General features: G+C 61.9%; 13 protein-coding genes and 5 pseudogenes. 6 read left to right on the top strand and 12 right to left on the bottom strand.

Going from position 1 to position 15,285, the window contains the following annotated elements; all coding sequences use genetic code 11:
* Positions 1-77: 77 nt before the first annotated feature.
* The 4 genes from ychF to ACFSQT_RS32655 all read right to left on the bottom strand — a co-directional run bounded on the left by ychF (position 78) and on the right by ACFSQT_RS32655 (position 4,062).
* On the bottom strand, positions 78-1,181 hold the full coding sequence (gene ychF / locus ACFSQT_RS32670) for a redox-regulated ATPase YchF (RefSeq protein WP_379025833.1): 1,104 nt from the start codon (positions 1,179-1,181) through the stop codon (positions 78-80).
* A gap of 197 nt (positions 1,182-1,378) precedes the next feature.
* Complete coding sequence (gene pth, locus ACFSQT_RS32665) at positions 1,379-2,104, bottom strand: aminoacyl-tRNA hydrolase (RefSeq protein ID WP_379025830.1); 726 nt, start codon at positions 2,102-2,104, stop codon at positions 1,379-1,381.
* A gap of 23 nt (positions 2,105-2,127) precedes the next feature.
* Positions 2,128-2,769 carry a 50S ribosomal protein L25/general stress protein Ctc gene (locus tag ACFSQT_RS32660; protein WP_379025828.1) on the bottom strand — a complete coding sequence of 214 codons (642 nt, stop codon included), beginning with the start codon at positions 2,767-2,769 and terminating at the stop codon, positions 2,128-2,130.
* Between the two features lie 258 nt (positions 2,770-3,027).
* The gene (locus tag ACFSQT_RS32655) at positions 3,028-4,062 is read right to left on the bottom strand and encodes a class I SAM-dependent methyltransferase (protein ID WP_379025826.1); all 1,035 of its coding nucleotides are present in this window, start codon (positions 4,060-4,062) and stop codon (positions 3,028-3,030) included.
* 294 nt (positions 4,063-4,356) lie between these two features.
* Here ACFSQT_RS32655 and ACFSQT_RS32650 point away from each other — a divergent pair, with 294 nt between their 5' ends.
* Positions 4,357-6,363: a putative bifunctional diguanylate cyclase/phosphodiesterase gene (locus ACFSQT_RS32650; RefSeq protein WP_379025824.1), complete on the top strand. Its 2,007-nt coding sequence runs from the start codon at positions 4,357-4,359 to the stop codon at positions 6,361-6,363.
* A gap of 115 nt (positions 6,364-6,478) precedes the next feature.
* On the opposite strand, the gene ACFSQT_RS32645 is transcribed toward ACFSQT_RS32650, so the two are convergent.
* Positions 6,479-6,907: a MarR family winged helix-turn-helix transcriptional regulator gene (locus tag ACFSQT_RS32645; protein WP_379025822.1), complete on the bottom strand. Its 429-nt coding sequence runs from the start codon at positions 6,905-6,907 to the stop codon at positions 6,479-6,481.
* Between the two features lie 152 nt (positions 6,908-7,059).
* On the opposite strand from ACFSQT_RS32645, the gene ACFSQT_RS32640 reads away from it, so the two are divergent.
* Complete coding sequence (locus ACFSQT_RS32640) at positions 7,060-7,923, top strand: alpha/beta fold hydrolase (RefSeq protein ID WP_379025820.1); 864 nt, start codon at positions 7,060-7,062, stop codon at positions 7,921-7,923.
* Positions 7,924-7,992: 69 nt separating this feature from the next.
* Here the strand turns inward: ACFSQT_RS32640 and ACFSQT_RS32635 are convergent, their stop codons facing one another.
* Both ACFSQT_RS32635 and ACFSQT_RS32630 read right to left on the bottom strand, forming a co-directional pair.
* A complete protein-coding gene (locus tag ACFSQT_RS32635; RefSeq protein ID WP_379025818.1) occupies positions 7,993-8,742 on the bottom strand; it encodes an SDR family oxidoreductase in 750 nt (249 codons plus the stop codon).
* A gap of 227 nt (positions 8,743-8,969) precedes the next feature.
* Positions 8,970-10,214 (bottom strand): MFS transporter, encoded by a 1,245-nt coding sequence (locus ACFSQT_RS32630; RefSeq protein ID WP_379025816.1) that lies wholly within the window; start codon positions 10,212-10,214, stop codon positions 8,970-8,972.
* 151 nt (positions 10,215-10,365) lie between these two features.
* Between ACFSQT_RS32630 and ACFSQT_RS32625 the strand changes: the two are divergent.
* A pseudogene (locus tag ACFSQT_RS32625) lies at positions 10,366-10,569 on the top strand (cupin domain-containing protein); the annotation flags it as partial.
* A gap of 20 nt (positions 10,570-10,589) precedes the next feature.
* Here the strand turns inward: ACFSQT_RS32625 and ACFSQT_RS32620 are convergent.
* The 4 genes and pseudogenes from ACFSQT_RS32620 to ACFSQT_RS32605 all read right to left on the bottom strand — a co-directional run bounded on the left by ACFSQT_RS32620 (position 10,590) and on the right by ACFSQT_RS32605 (position 12,401).
* Positions 10,590-10,937, bottom strand: a complete 348-nt coding sequence (locus ACFSQT_RS32620) for a hypothetical protein (RefSeq protein ID WP_379025814.1) — start codon at positions 10,935-10,937, stop codon at positions 10,590-10,592.
* A 120-nt stretch (positions 10,938-11,057) separates the two neighbouring features.
* Positions 11,058-11,732 (bottom strand): annotated as a pseudogene (locus ACFSQT_RS32615) (chloride channel protein).
* On the bottom strand, positions 11,624-11,959 hold the full coding sequence (locus tag ACFSQT_RS32610; RefSeq protein WP_379025911.1) for a chloride channel protein: 336 nt from the start codon (positions 11,957-11,959) through the stop codon (positions 11,624-11,626). Before ACFSQT_RS32610 ends, ACFSQT_RS32615 begins: the two are co-directional and overlap by 109 nt.
* Positions 11,960-11,969: 10 nt before the next feature.
* On the bottom strand, positions 11,970-12,401 hold the full coding sequence (locus tag ACFSQT_RS32605) for a hypothetical protein (protein WP_379025812.1): 432 nt from the start codon (positions 12,399-12,401) through the stop codon (positions 11,970-11,972).
* A 147-nt stretch (positions 12,402-12,548) separates the two neighbouring features.
* On the opposite strand from ACFSQT_RS32605, the pseudogene ACFSQT_RS32600 reads away from it, so the two are divergent.
* The 3 genes and pseudogenes from ACFSQT_RS32600 (at position 12,549) to ACFSQT_RS32590 (ending at position 14,342) form a co-directional block, all read left to right on the top strand.
* A pseudogene (locus tag ACFSQT_RS32600) lies at positions 12,549-12,994 on the top strand (MarR family winged helix-turn-helix transcriptional regulator).
* Positions 12,995-13,118: 124 nt separating this feature from the next.
* A complete protein-coding gene (locus tag ACFSQT_RS32595) occupies positions 13,119-13,241 on the top strand; it encodes a hypothetical protein (protein ID WP_379025810.1) in 123 nt (40 codons plus the stop codon).
* A 212-nt stretch (positions 13,242-13,453) separates the two neighbouring features.
* Positions 13,454-14,342 (top strand): annotated as a pseudogene (locus tag ACFSQT_RS32590) (sigma-70 family RNA polymerase sigma factor).
* 76 nt (positions 14,343-14,418) lie between these two features.
* On the opposite strand, the pseudogene ACFSQT_RS32585 reads toward ACFSQT_RS32590, so the two are convergent.
* Positions 14,419-15,201 (bottom strand): annotated as a pseudogene (locus tag ACFSQT_RS32585) (AsmA protein); the annotation flags it as partial.
* Positions 15,202-15,285: the final 84 nt, after the last annotated feature.

The following is a 15,285-nucleotide window of genomic DNA, read 5'->3' as shown; positions in this document are numbered from 1 at the left end:
CGGTATGCCAGCGTTGCCACGGGCTCCGTGTGCGAAACTGCGATCGACCACGAGGCCGATCCCAGGCTGTTGGCTCTTCAGGTGTTGAACTTGAACAGCATGATGTCACCGTCCTGGACGACATATTCCTTGCCTTCGTCGCGGGCCTTGCCGGCTTCCTTGGCCGCCACTTCGCCGCCCAGCGTTATGAAGTCGTTGTAGGCGATGGTCTGGGCGCGGATGAAGCCGCGCTCGAAATCGGTGTGGATGACGCCGGCCGCCTGAGGCGCCTTGTCGCCCTTGTGCACGGTCCAGGCGCGCGTCTCCTTCGGCCCAACGGTGAAATAGGTGATCAGGTGCAACAGCTCGTAGCCGGCGCGGATCACCTTGTTCAGGCCGGGCTCGTCGAGGCCGAGCGAGGACAGGAATTCCATCTCTTCCTCGTCCGAGAGCTGGGCGACTTCGGCCTCGATCGCGGCCGAGATGACGACGGTGCGGGCGCCTTGTGCTGCGGCCATCTTTTCCACGGCCCTGGTGTGCTCGTTGCCGGTGGCGGCATCGGCCTCGGAGACGTTGCAGACGTAGAGCACGGGATGCGAGGTCAGAAGGTTCAGCCCCTGCAGGATGCGCAGGTCTTCCGCCGAGATGCCGTTGAGCAGCACGCGGGTCGGCTTGCCGGCTTGCAGAAGTTCGAGCGCTGCCTCCATCATCGGCAGCACGGTGGTCGCTTCCTTGTCCTTGCTGCCGGCGCGCTTGCGGAATTGCACGATGCGGCGTTCGAGGCTGTCGAGGTCGGCGAGCATCAGCTCGGTCTCGACCGTTTCGGCGTCGGCGACGGGGTCGATGCGGCCCTCGACATGGGTGATGTCGTCATCCTCGAAGCAGCGCAGCACATGCACGATGGCGTCGACCTCGCGGATGTTGGCGAGGAACTGGTTGCCCAGGCCTTCGCCCTTCGAGGCGCCGCGCACCAGGCCGGCAATGTCGACGAAGGAGATGCGGGTCGGGATGATCTCCTTCGATTTGCCGATCGCGGCGATCTTCTGCAGGCGCGGATCGGGCACCGCCACCTCGCCGGTGTTCGGTTCGATGGTGCAGAACGGATAGTTGGCGGCCTGCGCCGCCGCCGTCCTGGTCAGCGCGTTGAAAAGCGTCGACTTGCCGACATTGGGCAAGCCAACGATGCCGCATTTGAAACCCATTTTTGTCCGGTCCTATCGGGAAATCGAAATTTGATCAGGGCTATGGGCGATAGGGCCGATGATCGTCAAGCCCTGTAACGCCGCATGCTCCTAAAGCGCGTCGTGTTTGAGTGGTTCAGGCAAAGCGCTTCCGGTCTTTGCTTTCCTGCATGTCGCCGCCCCAAGCCGGGGTCACTTTTGGGCGAGATGCATTGGGCTCAGTCCTTGTTGCCGAAGAGTTTCTTCAGCATCGCGGCCATCGGGCCGCTTTCCGGCAGCTTGACCGCCGGCTGCTGCGCGCGAGCCTGGCGGACGTGACTTTGCTGCTTTGGGGCCGGCTGCTTCGGCGCCGGCTTTTCCGGGTCCGCGCCGGCCTTGCCCTGGACGGCGAGGCTGGCCTTGTTCATGAAGCCGGAGTCGTCGCCCTTGACGATCATGGCGGCGTTGTCGGCGATCGCGTCGAGCAGTGGTTCGAGCCATTCGCGGTCGGCCTTGTCGAAATCACCGAGCACATGGTGCTGGACCATTTCCTTGACGCCGGGATGGCCGACGCCGATGCGCACGCGGCGGTAGGCGTTGCCGACATGGCCGTCGATCGAGCGGATGCCGTTGTGGCCGCCGGCGCCGCCGCCGGTCTTGATGCGCAGCTTGCCGTCGGCAAGGTCGATCTCGTCATAGAAGACGGTGAGCGCGGAAAGCTCGAGCTTGTAGAAGCGCAGTGCTTCGCCGACCGACTGGCCGGACAGGTTCATGAAGGTCTGCGGCTTGATCAGGACGATCTTTTCGCCGCCAAGCGTGCCTTCGCAAATCAGGCCCTGGAATTTCTTCGACCAGGGCGAAAAGGAATGGCGGCGGGCGATTGCGTCCGCCGCCATGAAGCCGACATTGTGCCGGTTGTTGGCGTATTTCGCGCCCGGATTGCCGAGACCTGCAAACAGCAGCATCGCCTGCTCCGGGCGTGAAAGAGTTACTTCTCTTCGGCGGCAGGGGCCGCTTCAGGGGCCGCCACTTCAGCCGTGACTTCCGTCTCCGGCTTCATCGCCGACGAACCGGCAACGGTCGCGATGGTGAAGTCGCGGTCGGAGATGACAGGCTTCACACCGGCCGGCAGCTTGACCGCCGAGATGTGGATCGAATCGCCGATGTCGGTGCCGGTAAGATCGACGGTGATGAATTCCGGGATCGCATTGGCCGGGCAGTGGAACTCGACTTCGTGACGCACGATGTTGAGCACGCCGCCGCGCTTGATGCCGGGCGACTTGTCCTCGTTGATGAAGTGGACAGGCACGTCGACATTGACTACGGTGTCCTTGCCGATGCGCAGGAAGTCGACATGGACAGGGAAATCCTTGACCGGGTCGAGCTGGAAGTCCTTCGGCAGGACCTGGATCTTCTTGCCGTCGACATCGATCGTGGCGATCGTGGTCAGAAACCCGCCGCCATGGATCTTGTAGTAGATGTCCTTGTAGGTGAGCGCGATAGCCAGGGGAGGCTGCTTGTCACCATAAATTACTGCAGGCACTTTACCGTTGCGGCGAACTGCACGGGCGGACCCCTTACCGACCTGTTCGCGTGCTTCGGCCTTGAGCTCGTAAGTATCGTGGCTCATGGCATTTCCTTTCGGTTTGTTCTGGAGCGTTCGCGGCAGGCAAGGTGCTTGGCCGTAAACGTCGAAAGCCGACATACCCATGCATGATCTGGTCCGAAAACCGGAATCCACTTTTCGGGATCATGCGGGAAGGCGGCCTTCCGCCGCGTTGCCTCCAAGGGTGTCTACGCGGGTGGCGGCTCTATAGCGGAAGGCGGCCGGAGGTGCAAGTCAAAGGCTATGGGCAGCATTGCACTTTGAAATTCCGGCTTCGTGCCGCTATCCGCGCTTTTCGATGACGGCGTACAGAACGTTGCGGTTCTCGCCGAAGAACACCTGCGCATCGACGGCGTTGCGGTCGACGCTGGCATTGACGATGTTCCACATATCGACTTCCGACCGCAGCAGCAACACCCAGTCCATGAACGTTTCCCGGTAGCCGGCGTCGGGGGTGCCATCGGCGTAGTTCGCAAACAGGAATGTGCCGTTTGGCTTCAGCATCTGCAGGCAGGTCTTCGTGAGTTTCACGGCGACGTTGTGCGCAAGGTAGTCGTAAAGGCCGGAGGCATAGATGAAGTCGAACTTACCCAGCTTGTGGCCCCTCGTGAGCACGGTTCGCACCGAGCCGTCGATGGCCTCGACCGCGGTGCCCTGGAAGTCGCGCGCGATCAATCCAACGCTCTGAGGATCCTGATCGAGCGCGACCCAACGCTTGAGACGGCCTTCCGCCAGTGCGGTCGAACGATTGGCCTCCCGCAGATGGCCGGCCGCGATCGCGAGGACCTCGGCTTGCGGCCCGTTCCTAGTCGCAATCTCATCGACATATCGGGTCAAGAGATCGCGTCGTTCGCGTGCCGCGACGCATGACGGGACGTTCTGGGTATGGCTGTAGAGCGCCTTGCCGATCTCCGAGGCGTTTGCCACGCTCTCCGCCACGTGCGGGTCACAATAGATGTAGTCGAGCAACTGCGCGTCGCCGGAGTAACCCCTGGGCTTGGTGAAGGACCAGTGCGTCAGCGGATCCTCAAGAAAATACTCCAGGATCGGGTGGTTCTGCGCCACCGGTATCAAGGCTTGCCAAACGTCGGGATGAACCCTGGCACGCAGCGCGTTGAGGTACGACAGCAGGCGACCGACGATCTCCGCGGGATCCTTTCGTTGTTCGACCTGCTGCTGTGTCGCGTGGAGGATGAGCGCAAGCTCCGCGCGGGCGGTCTCGAACGCTTCGCCATGCTGCTCGAGCTTTCCTCGCCGGAGACTGCCGGCGATCATTTCGGCAGTAATCAGGCTTTTACCATCAAACACGGTTTGCACACCAGGACTCCATAGTTAACAGTCAGTTAACTTATTGCGTAGAATGCTCCATTTGCCAATGTCGGTTCGGGCGCATTTTAGAGTTATGATTAATTTCCCGCCAACCATGTTTGGTCGTTAGACAGCTTCTGGGTCGGATTCCGGGTTCGAGTTAACGGAAACTTGTCTTGCGCGATTGCATTTGTTTGTCCGGCATCGCAATCGCTGTCGCGTCCCAAGGAGCCGGCCCGCGTGGGGGCAGAAGCTGGAAATGAGTTCGGAAAACAAAATCCCTTTCGAACGGGGTCTATTGTGATGGACGAACGCGTGGCGTCGGTATTGGCCGATACGGCCGATGAGGAACCGTACGAGCTGCGTTACGAACTGGCCGCGGACGAGCTTCGCAGCCTTTACCGGACGGAAGCCCAGGCGACGCGGAGAGGGGAAGCCAGGCCCGGGCTTTGGATGGCCGTTGCCATCTATCTGCTGTTTTCGGCAACGGATCTGCTGCTGATTCCAGATGTGGCCGTCTACACGATCACGGCGCGCTTCGCGGTCGGACTGACCGCGCTTTTGATCCTGGAAATTCAGCTTCGCCGGGGCGTCGGGACGGAGTGGCTCGACTTGACTTGCGCCGGGGCCATTATCTTTGGCTATGTCGGCTGGTTGCTCCCGGCGATCATGAGTGCGGACAAGGAAAGCGTCTCTTATTATATGGTCTTCGGCACCATCTTCATGATGAGTGCCAATCTATTCTTTACGTTTAGATTTAAAGTTTCCATTATAACGTCAGCTATAATATTATGTATATTATATGTCGTTAACTATTTTGTGCCTTCCACCTTAACATACAAGCTGGTGTTTGGAACTTTCTACATTTCTTGCTTCACATTCACCTCATATGTGAACTGGAAACTGAATGAGGAGCGCTACAACGTCTTCCTGAACGCCCTGGAAGCCAAGATCCAGCACAACGAGGCGACCGAACGAGGCAAGGCGCTGCTGAGGCTGTCGCGGACCGATCCGCTTACAGGTCTGGAGAATCGGCGGGCGATCGACGAGAAGCTGCGCGATTACTGGAGTGACTGGCAACGGGTCGGCACCAGTTTTGGGGCGATCCTCATCGACGTGGACTTCTTCAAAAAGTTCAATGACTGCTACGGCCATCAGGAAGGCGACCGTTGCCTGATCCATGTCGCCAATGCCCTTAGCGATATGATCAAGCAATATAATGGCTCGATCGGCCGCTACGGCGGTGAAGAATTCATTGTCCTGGCTCGCGTGGAGAAAAAAGAGCAGATCATGGATCTCGCGGAAGCCATTTGCAGCACTGTGGAGAACCTGGCGCTTACCCATGAGCTGCGGCGAGACGGCGTCTCGATTGTGACCGTGAGTGTCGGCGCTGCATTCACCAGGACGCAGACCGGCGCCAAGCTGGAGAAGATCATCCACGAGGCCGATCGCGCGCTCTATCTGGCAAAAGCCGGTGGTCGAAATTGTGCTCGGCTGTTCGATCCGACCGATCCCCAGAGCAGCGACGAGAGTGAGAATATCGCGGCTTTGCTGAAGATCGCGATCGGCCAGAACCTCGTTTCGCTCGTTTATCAACCGATCCAGGATGTCAAATCGGACCGAGTTGAAGCCGTAGAGGCCCTGATGCGCCTCAAAATGCTGGACGGCACATCGGTTCCGCCGAGCCTGTTCATTCCCGTCGCGGAACGAACCGGCGCGATCCTGGAACTCGGGCGCTGGGCGATAAGGACAGTGTGCGCCGAGCTTTTGGCGGACGATCACGTCCGTGTCGTCAGTGTCAACGTTTCTCCGATTCAGCTCAAGACACCTGGCTTCGCAACGTCTGTCGCGACCATTTTGGGCGAGACTGGCGTAGCCGGCAGCAGGTTGGCCTTCGAAATCACCGAAGGACTGGAGATGGAGATGCACTCGGACATTCTTCGCTGCATCAGCGACCTGAAGCTGCTTGGGATCAAGATATGGCTTGATGACTTTGGGACCGGCTTCGCGGGCCTTTCGTGGCTCCGTCTGATCGATTTCGATACGGTGAAGATCGACCGCTCGTTTCTTCACGACTGCAGCGCCCCGAACGGCAAGGCAATGCTCCAAGACATTATTACGCTCGTTCGAAATCGTGGCCACAAAATCCTGGTCGAAGGGGTGGAAACCGACGAGCAGATGGCCCTTATGCGTGAATTCGGTATAGACAAGGTCCAGGGCTTCCATGTCGGCCGTCCTGCTCCCGCCGTCAGTTTCCAGACAAAGCGGGCCATCCGCAAACGCCCATTTACGGTCCTCAAGTCCGCATGACAGCGGTGGCGTTGGGCCTTTTTGGCTTGGACCGCCAACCATCGGTCAAAAGCCAAAGTCCAGCCGACTTCACCTGATCGCCGCGCCCGCTTCCAGCTTTCCAGCAACCCGGGGCTTATCGATCGCCGGTCAACGCGTCGCGCAGGGCCTGGATCTGCCGGTTCAGGGCATCAAGCTGCGCCAGCGTCATGCCCGAGCGCTCGATCAAGGTCTCATTCAGGCAGTTGCACTGGACCAGCAGCGCGCGACCAGCGTTGGTCAGGTCAACCTGCACCTGGCGCTCGTCGACCCGGCTGCGCTGGCGGGTCACGAGTCCAGCCTTCTCCATTCGCTGCACCAGCGGCGTGACGGTGCTCGATTCCAAAGCGAGCCTGTGGGCGATCGTGCCGACCGACATGCCGTCAGCCTCGGCCAGCGCGTTGAGCACGAGATATTGCGGATAGGTGATCCCCATCTCGTCCAGCATCGGCTTGTAGGTGCGGTTGATCGCCATGCTGGTGGCGTAGAGCGTAAAACAGAGTTGATTGTCCAACGGGAGAGGCACGGCGTATTCCTTCTGGCCAATACAGGCGTCAAGTGTATACCACGAAAAATGATATCGCGATACATATTGTCCGTGGACAAGGGGTTCGAGCTGCGCTAGGCCTGTCGATATTGCGATATTAATTATCGTGACAACAAGAGAAGGAGATTGAGATGAACCAAGCCTCGCAATCCAAGCCCGGCTCCGGCAGCGGCACGATCACCACCAAGGACGGAACGCAGATCTACTACAAGGACTGGGGGACCGGTCAGCCGATCGTCTTCCATCACGGCTGGCCATTGAGCAGCGACGACTGGGACGCCCAGATGCTGTTCTTCCTGTCCAAGGGCTACCGCGTCATTGCCCATGATCGCCGCGGTCACGGCCGCTCGACCCAGACGGATATCGGCAACGAGATGGACACCTATGCCGCCGATGTCGCGGCACTGGCGGCGCATCTGGACCTCAAGGACGCCATCCATGTCGGCCATTCGACCGGTGGCGGCGAAGTGGCGCGCTATGTCGCCCAGTATGGCGCCGGCGGCCGTGTCGCCAAGGCGGTGCTGATCGGCGCGGTGCCGCCAATCATGCTCAAGACCGCGGCCAATCCCGGCGGCCTGCCGCTCGAGGTTTTCGACGGCTTCCGCTCGGCGCAGGCGGCCAACCGCGCCCAGTTCTTCCGCGACGTTCCGGCCGGTCCGTTCTACGGCTTCAACCGCCCGGGCGCGGAAGTCTCGCAAGGTGTCATCGACAATTGGTGGCGCCAGGGCATGATGGGCGGCACCAAGGCGCATTACGATTGCATCAAGGCGTTCTCGGAGACCGACTTCACCGAAGACCTGAAGGCAATCGACGTGCCGGTGCTGGTCATGCACGGCGACGACGACCAGATCGTCCCCATCGCCGACTCCGCACTGCTGGCGATCAAGCTGCTCAAGAAGGGCGAGCTCAAGGTCTACAAGGGCTTCCCGCACGGCATGGCCACGACCCATGCCGATATCATCAACGCCGACCTGCTGGCCTTCTTCAAGGCGTAGGATATTTCGACGTCACAGACGAAAGCACCCGCCATCAGGCGGGTGCTTTTGTCTAAGCCCCCGCCGATTTCAGGCGATGCTCAAGCCGCCGTCGATCAGCATTTCCGCACCGACCATGAACGGGCATTCGTCCGAGGCCAGAAACACCACGGCATTGGCAATTTCCTCGGCGGTTCCGAAACGGCCGGCAGGCACCAGGCCGACCACCGCTTTCGCACGGGCTTTCGCCGCTGCCGGATCCAGCCCAAGTTTGTCATTGAGCGGTGTGTCGATCGGGCCAGGGCTGATTACATTGGCGCGAATGCCGCGCCCGATCAGTTCGCCCGACAGCGTTCGCGCCAGCGAAATCATGCCAGCTTTTGCCAGCGAATAGACATGCGTTCCTGCCATTCCCATATGCGCGTTGACCGAGCCGCTGAGGATGATCGATGACGGGTTCGAAAACAGGGGAACGAGCGCCTTGACCAGGAAGTACGGCCCCTTGAGGTCGACATCGATGCTCCTGTCGAACGCTGCCTCGGTCCAGTCGCCAAGCGGACGAAGATCGGCGATGCCGGCGTTGAGGAAGAGAGCGTCGAGCTTGCCGAAGGTTTCCCCGATCCGCCCTGCAATGTCGCTTTGGGCGGCGGCATCTCCGGCGTCGGAGGCGATGACAAGCACATCGCCGCCCAAGATGTTGCGCGCCTCCTCGAGACGGCCCGCATTGGTGCCGGTGATGGCGACACGCGCGCCTTCCTCGATGAAACGTCGCGCCGTCACCAGGCCGATGCCGCTGGTGCCACCCGTAATCAGCGCGGCCTTGCCTTTAAGTCTGGACATAACAGATTGCCTTTCCTGACTCGGAGCGCTGCGCATCGATCAGTCGCGCCGAGCCCGGTACCTTATGTTCAACTTGAAGGCGTTCACTGACTCAGCCCTGCCGTCAGCGCCATTTGTTGCACGTGTTTCGAACAATAACAGGCTTATACTTGGCGCATGACGAAAGAATTGTTGAGGGCGTGGCCGCTGCCACGCCCTCACGTCGAAATCCTGAAGACTGGCTGATATCAGGCGATCGCAGCCTCCGGCTTCCTCGCTTCCTTCATGTTCGGCAGGAACACCGTCAGCAGGCCGAGCAGCGGCAGATACGAGCAGATCTGAAAGACGAACTCGATGCCCTTCATGTCGGCGACGACGCCAAGCACGGCGGCGGCGATGCCGCCCATGCCGAAAGCGAAGCCGAAGAAGATACCGGCAATCATGCCGACACGTCCCGGCACCAACTCCTGCGCAAACACGACGATGTTGGAGAAGGCCGACGACAGGATCAGGCCGATCAGCACCGTCAGCACCATCGTCCATTCGAGGTTGGCGTAGGGCAGGGCCAGGGTGAAGGGCAGCACGCCGACGATCGAGAACCAGATCATCGCCTTCTGCCCATAGCGGTCGCCGAAAGGGCCGCCAATCAGGATGCCTAGTGCCGAGGCGCCGAGGAACAGGAACAGCATGACCTGCGACATCTGCACCGAAACGCCGAACTTATGGATCGAATAAAAGGTGTAGTAGCTGGCAAGGCTGGCGATGTAGGCGTTCTTGCTCAGCACCAGCAGCGTCAGCACCGCCAATGCCCACATCACCTTGCGGCGCGGGAAGGGTGAGACGAAGCTTGCCGCCTTGCGGTTGCCCTGTGCGGCGCGCAGGCGACTGTACCAGCCGCCGACTTGCCACAGCACGATGATGCCGATCAGCGAGCCGACGGCGAACCATGAGATGCTCGCCTGGCCGAACGGCACGACGATGAAGGCAGCCAGCAGCGGCCCCATGGACTGGCCGAAATTGCCGCCGACCTGGAACAGCGACTGCGCCAGGCCGAAGCGGCCGCCGGAGGCGAAGCGGGCGATGCGCGAGGATTCCGGATGGAAGATCGCCGAGCCGATACCGATCAGCGAGGCGCCGATCAGAAGCAGCGAATAGTGCCCGGCATAGGCCAGCACGATCAGGCCGATCAGCGACGACGCCATGCCATAGGGCAGCGAATAGGGCATCGGCCGCTTGTCGGTGATCATGCCGATCACCGGCTGCAGCAGCGACGCGGTCACCTGGAAGGTGAAGGTCAGGAGGCCGATCTGCCAGAAATCGAGGCCGTAATTCTCTTTCAGCAAGGGATAGATGGCCGATAGTAGCGACTGCATGATGTCGTTGATGGAATGGCAGAAGCTCACCGCCAGGATGACGGTGAAGGCCGTCGCCTGGGCTGAAGCGTGACTGACGGTCGCTGGTGGCGCGACGCTGGCGGCTGTCGTATCGGTCAAGGCAGGCTCCGTGGTCTTTTTGGCGGGCACGCCCGCGGGTAGCTTGGCGGGCGCTGCTGCGGGCCGCCTTAGGGACGGTTGCCTTATAAGCTGCTTGCGGGGCGACTTCTTTCGTGGTTTGGTCCAATAGTTTCGCAAGTGGGCCATACCAATGCCGCACGGCAAGGAAATCTTTCACGCCGGCAATGCCGATCTCGGGCGGTTGCACGAGAGCCGGTGGCAGTGGCTGGAACAAGCGTCCGGACCGGCGGTGGCGTTGCCGACGGAATATCCCGATGGCTACCATGTGCCGCAACACCGCCACAGTCGCAGCCAGCTGCTGCATGCGCTGGTCGGCGTCGTGCTGGTGACGACGCGGCAGCGCGGGGTAAGTTCCTAGACGCTCTCGGCCGCGTCCGCCTTTTTCCTGCGTCTGGTGCCGAAGCCAAGCAAGGTCGAGCGCTCGCGCTCCTCGGCCTGTTTGCGCGACCGCACGCGCATCAGATCCTTCCAGCCGACATAGCCGGCCAGTTGCAGGCCTTCGCGGGTGACGACGGGCAGATGCGACACGTTGGCCATCAACAGCTTGTCGGAGAGGCCTTCCAGATATTCGTCGGGATAGGCCAGCGTCACCTTGCTTCCGGCCAGCAATTCGCCGAGCGTCGTCGTGCGGTGCTTGCCGGCACGGCGCCAGCGCAGGATCGCCGGCGGATCGATGAGGCCGAGCACGCTGCCTGCTCTCATCGATCACCGGAAAGCTCGGATGCCTGGTCTCCGGCGCGGTCAGGAAGGCTGCCGCGCCGTGGAGCGTCATCGTCGCCGGCACGCTCTCGACCTGCGAGGTCATCACTTCGCGCACCCTGGTCAGCGCAAACGGATCGACGCGATATTCGCGCACGAGGGTGGTGCCCTCGCCTGGCGATCTTTCTCGGTCAGGATCGAGCGCTTCATCAACAGCACGGTGACGGCATTCGCGGCGGCACAGGCCGCGATCAGCGGCACCAGCACATGCGTGTTGCCGGTCAATTCCACGGCGAAGAACGTCGCCGTCAGCGGCGCGCGCATCGTGCCGCCCATGGTGGCGGCCATTGCCAGCAGCGCCCAGAAGCCCGGGTCCGCCGCGGGCAGAATTCCGGCCAGCACCGCCCCCATCGCGCCGCCCATGATCAACAGCGGCGCCAGCAACGCCTCCTGATGTTCCCGAGCCCAGTGCCACCGACCAGATGATGGCCTTGACCACGAGCAGCATCAGCGCGGCGGCGGCGATCGTGCGGCCGTCCAGCATTCGGCGATGTTGTCATAGCCGACACCGAGCGCCTGCGGTTCGATCAGCCCGCCAATGCCGACCAACAGGCCGCCGAGCATCGGCCACCACATCCAGTGGATGGGCAGTTTCTGGAAGCCGTCCTCACAGGCATAGACCATCTGCGTCAGCAGTCCTGACAACAGACCGGCACAGATACCGACCAGGACCCAGCCGCAAAGGCCGACGAAGGAAATCGCCATGGTGCCCTGGAACGGAAAGATCGGCCCCGGCAATGAGCAGCATGGTGCGTTCGACGCTCGGCAATGATCGCCGCGACCGCAACGGGAATGAAGCTGCGCGGCGTCCATTCGAAAGAGTCTAGCAGTTCGACCGCCAGCATGATCGCGGCGATCGGCGTTCCGAACACGGTGGTCATGCCGGCCGCCGCCCCCGCAACCAGCAGCGTCTTGCGTTCGTTGTCGCTGACCCGGCAGCAATCTGCGCGATTAGCGAGCCCGATGGCGCGCCCGTCATGATGATCGGGCCCCTCGGCGCCGAACGGTCCGCCGGAGCCGATCGAAGATCGCCGACGACAGCGGCTTCAGGATCGCAACCTTGGCGTCGAGCCTGAAACGCCCGAGCAGGATCGCCTCGATCGCCTCGGGAATGCCATGGCCGCGAATCTTCTCGCTGCCGTAGCGCGCCATCAGGCCGATGATCAGCGCACCGATGACCGGAACGACGACGGCGGCAAGCCCAAGCGGCGTGTCCTGCAGCTTCATGTCGGCAAGCGAGAACTGGCCGAAATAGGCGATGTTGGTGGCAAGCCGGATCAGCTTCAAAAGCGCGATGCCGGCAAACAGCCCCGCCGTCGCCACCACCACCGCTATCGCGGCGACAAGCAGCACTCTGGCGTCCGTGGTGAAATCCCTGAGACGGCCGGGATCGGAATGGGTCTTCATGGTGGTTTTGCTTCCTGGCGTCGGGCCACATCGCGGATCCGCGGCAAGGTCGAAGCGACGGCCGGGGATTGTCGGCTGGCTATGTATCGTAACACGATATAAAATTCAAGCCGGTTTTGCTTGAAAATCGATTGAGCTTTCGCCGGAATGGAACAAATGTCCGATATGACGCAGCCGCAGAAAACCCGTCCCGCCATCAGCCAGGCCGACTACCAGCGGCTGTCCGAGTTCCGCTACCTGATCCGCCGCTTCCTCGAATTCAGCCAGTTGCAGGCCGAAGACGCCGGGTGACGCCGCGCCAGCACCAGGCGCTGCTGGCGAATCAAGGGATATCCGGATGGCGGGCCGGTGACGGTCGGCGATCTGGCGGAGCGCCTGCGCATCCGCCACCATAGCGCCGTCGAGCTGGTCAACCGCCTCGGCGAGGCGGGACTGGTCGCGCGGGATCAGGACAAGGACGACCACCGCCGCGTGCTGCTGCGCTGACCGAGCGCGCCGACGATTGTCTGGCCGAGCTGTCGGCCGCGCATCTCGACGAGCTCTCGCGCATCGAACCCATGCTGCGGCGCCTGCTCGATCGGGGCCGTGAGTGACACCTCCGGGGGTTGCGCGTGATGACGCCGATATTTTCACAGCGCCCCGCATCCTTTGGCCTCTTCGCAACGTCTCGGTGATGAGAGGCTCAAGAGGCGCAGGGCAACGAGAGGAAGAGCAGAGATGAAACGTCATCTGATACGCTACAAGACGAAACCGGAGCGGGCCGACGAGAACGAGCGGCTGATCAAGGCCGTTTTCGAGGAGTTGCGCGCGACAAATCGCCGGAGGGCGTACGCTATATGACATTGCGGTCCGGCGACGGGACATTCGTCCATTTGGTCGAGACGGCGACCGATGCCCATGCGGACATCATTACCGGGCTGGCCGCATTCGAGGCATTTCAAAACGGCGTCAGGGATCGTTGCATTGAACGTCCACAACGCGAGGAAATGAGCGTGGTGGGCAGCTATCGCATGCTGGACCGGGTAAGTGCGGACGACATCACGGGAAGGAGCATGAACATTCCCATTCCTGGTGAGGCCCGCGAGCCTTTCGATCGCCTGTTCGGGGAATTGCGCCCCAAGCTGCACCGCTATTGCGCCCGTATGACGGGCTCGGTCATCGACGGCGAAGACGTGCTGCAGGAAGCCCTGGCCAAGGCGTTCGAAGCTCTGCCCAACACCGGCCCGATAGCGAATCCGGAGGGTTGGCTGTTTCGCATCGCCCACAATGCGGCGCTCGACTTTCTGCGCCGGCGAACCCGCGAAAGAGCCTTTTCCGATGAGGATCCGGATATGATCGTCGACCCGGCCAACCCCACCGTCGACCGCCAGGCCGCGGCCGCCGGCCTGCACACCTTCATGCGCCTTCCGGTGGCGCAGCGAAGCAGCGTCATCATGATGGACGTCCTGGGCTATTCGCTGCAGGAGATCAGCACCATGCTCGACACCAGCATCCCGGCTATCAAGGCGGCGCTGCATCGCGGCCGCGGCCGGCTGCGCCAGCTCGCCGATGAACCCGAGGAGCGCCCTTCCCCCAGGCTGAGTGCGTCAGAAACGCCTGCTCCTCGACGCCTACATCGATCGCTTCAACGCCCGCGATTTCGACGCGGTGCGCGACATGCTGGCGGACGAGGTGCGGCTGGAGCTGGTGGCCAGGGCGCGGCTGAATGTCGCAGGCAAGTGGGCACCTACTTCCACAATTATTCGAGTGTCCAGGATTGGCGTTTCGTGCCGGGCTTCGTCGAAGACAGGCCGGCAGTCCTTGTCTGCGATCCCAACAACCCGGCGGCGCGGCCTTCCTACTTCGTGCTGCTGGGATGGCAGGAAGGCAGGCTCGCCGCCATTCGCGATTTTCCGTCACGCTCGCTACGTCGCCGACAGCGCCGAGATATCCCTTCTTTGAAACGAATGCCCCTTCGGATTGAGCAACGGGAAGGTCTCCCCCTACTGCCTACTGCCTACTGCCTACTGCCTACTGCCTACTGCAGCGACTTCAGCAGATTGTCGATGGTGAAACGGATTGGACTTAGGCCTGGCCGGCGGCGGATTGTCGTTGGCCTCCGGCAGCGGCGCACGCTCCACCCTCGGGGCCTGCTGCGCGGCCTTGCGTTCGGCCTCGAGGCCTTGCCTTTTCCTGCGAGGCGATGCGCATTGCCTCTTCCGCCTTCTGCCGCTCCTGCTCTTCGGCTTGCGCCTTGGCCGCCTCGTCGGCGGCCTGCTGCTCGGCCGCGGCCTGCGCATCCGCCTTGGCCTTTGCGTCGGCATCGGCTTTCGCCTGTGCTTCCGCTTCAGCCTGGGCCTGCGCCTCCGCTTCGGCCCTTGCCCTGGCGTCGGCCTCGGCTTTCAGCCGCGCCCGCTTCCTCCTGTTGGCGCAGTTCCTCGGCGGCCTTGTCGCGCGCCTCCTGCAGCGCCGCGTAGTAGCGCACCTCGCGCCGCAGCCGCTGCTTTTCGAGCAGCGTCGCCCTGCATCGCCTCGACGCGCTGCTGTTCCCCTTTCCAGCGCTCGCTGGGTCAGGAACTGCGCCAGCGGCTCGCTGTCGAACTGCCGTTGCACGGCGCCGAACGGTCCCTCGGCGGTGAAATTCATGACCGGCTCGGAGCCGACCAGCGCCTCGTCGCCGGGCCGATAGGTGATCGCTCCCTTGGCGGGAAACCATGGTTGTGCTGAGTCCTGCCGTGATGTCGGCGGACAAGGTCGCCGCCGGAGTCTCGAGGCTGATCGGCGGTGCCCGCACCGTGCCGCCGGCAACCGTGAAGGCGATGACAAACGTGTCATTGCTATCTCTCTCTTTTCATCCCCACCCCCCTATTTTGTCCCCTTTTTCTTTTTTTTTTTTCTCTTTTTT

Source organism: Mesorhizobium calcicola (assembly GCF_042682105.1).
In the GTDB taxonomy this organism is placed as follows: Bacteria; Pseudomonadota; Alphaproteobacteria; order Rhizobiales; family Rhizobiaceae; genus Mesorhizobium; species Mesorhizobium calcicola.
Note: the sequence above shows the minus strand (reverse complement) of the source record. Positions and strands in the feature narration are given on the sequence as shown.

What these genes read in the sequence shown, in the direction of transcription:
- ychF (WP_379025833.1), bottom strand. Translation starts at nt 1,181, where the DNA reads ATGGGTTTCAAATGCGGCATCGTTGGCTTGCCCAATGTCGGCAAGTCG.
- pth (WP_379025830.1), bottom strand. Translation starts at nt 2,104, where the DNA reads ATGCTGCTGTTTGCAGGTCTCGGCAATCCGGGCGCGAAATACGCCAAC.
- ACFSQT_RS32660 (WP_379025828.1), bottom strand. Translation starts at nt 2,769, where the DNA reads ATGAGCCACGATACTTACGAGCTCAAGGCCGAAGCACGCGAACAGGTC.
- ACFSQT_RS32650 (WP_379025824.1), top strand. Translation starts at nt 4,357, where the DNA reads ATGGACGAACGCGTGGCGTCGGTATTGGCCGATACGGCCGATGAGGAA.
- ACFSQT_RS32640 (WP_379025820.1), top strand. Translation starts at nt 7,060, where the DNA reads ATGAACCAAGCCTCGCAATCCAAGCCCGGCTCCGGCAGCGGCACGATC.
- ACFSQT_RS32635 (WP_379025818.1), bottom strand. Translation starts at nt 8,742, where the DNA reads ATGTCCAGACTTAAAGGCAAGGCCGCGCTGATTACGGGTGGCACCAGC.
- ACFSQT_RS32620 (WP_379025814.1), bottom strand. Translation starts at nt 10,937, where the DNA reads ATGAGAGCAGGCAGCGTGCTCGGCCTCATCGATCCGCCGGCGATCCTG.
- ACFSQT_RS32605 (WP_379025812.1), bottom strand. Translation starts at nt 12,401, where the DNA reads ATGAAGACCCATTCCGATCCCGGCCGTCTCAGGGATTTCACCACGGAC.
- ACFSQT_RS32595 (WP_379025810.1), top strand. Translation starts at nt 13,119, where the DNA reads ATGAAACGTCATCTGATACGCTACAAGACGAAACCGGAGCGGGCCGAC.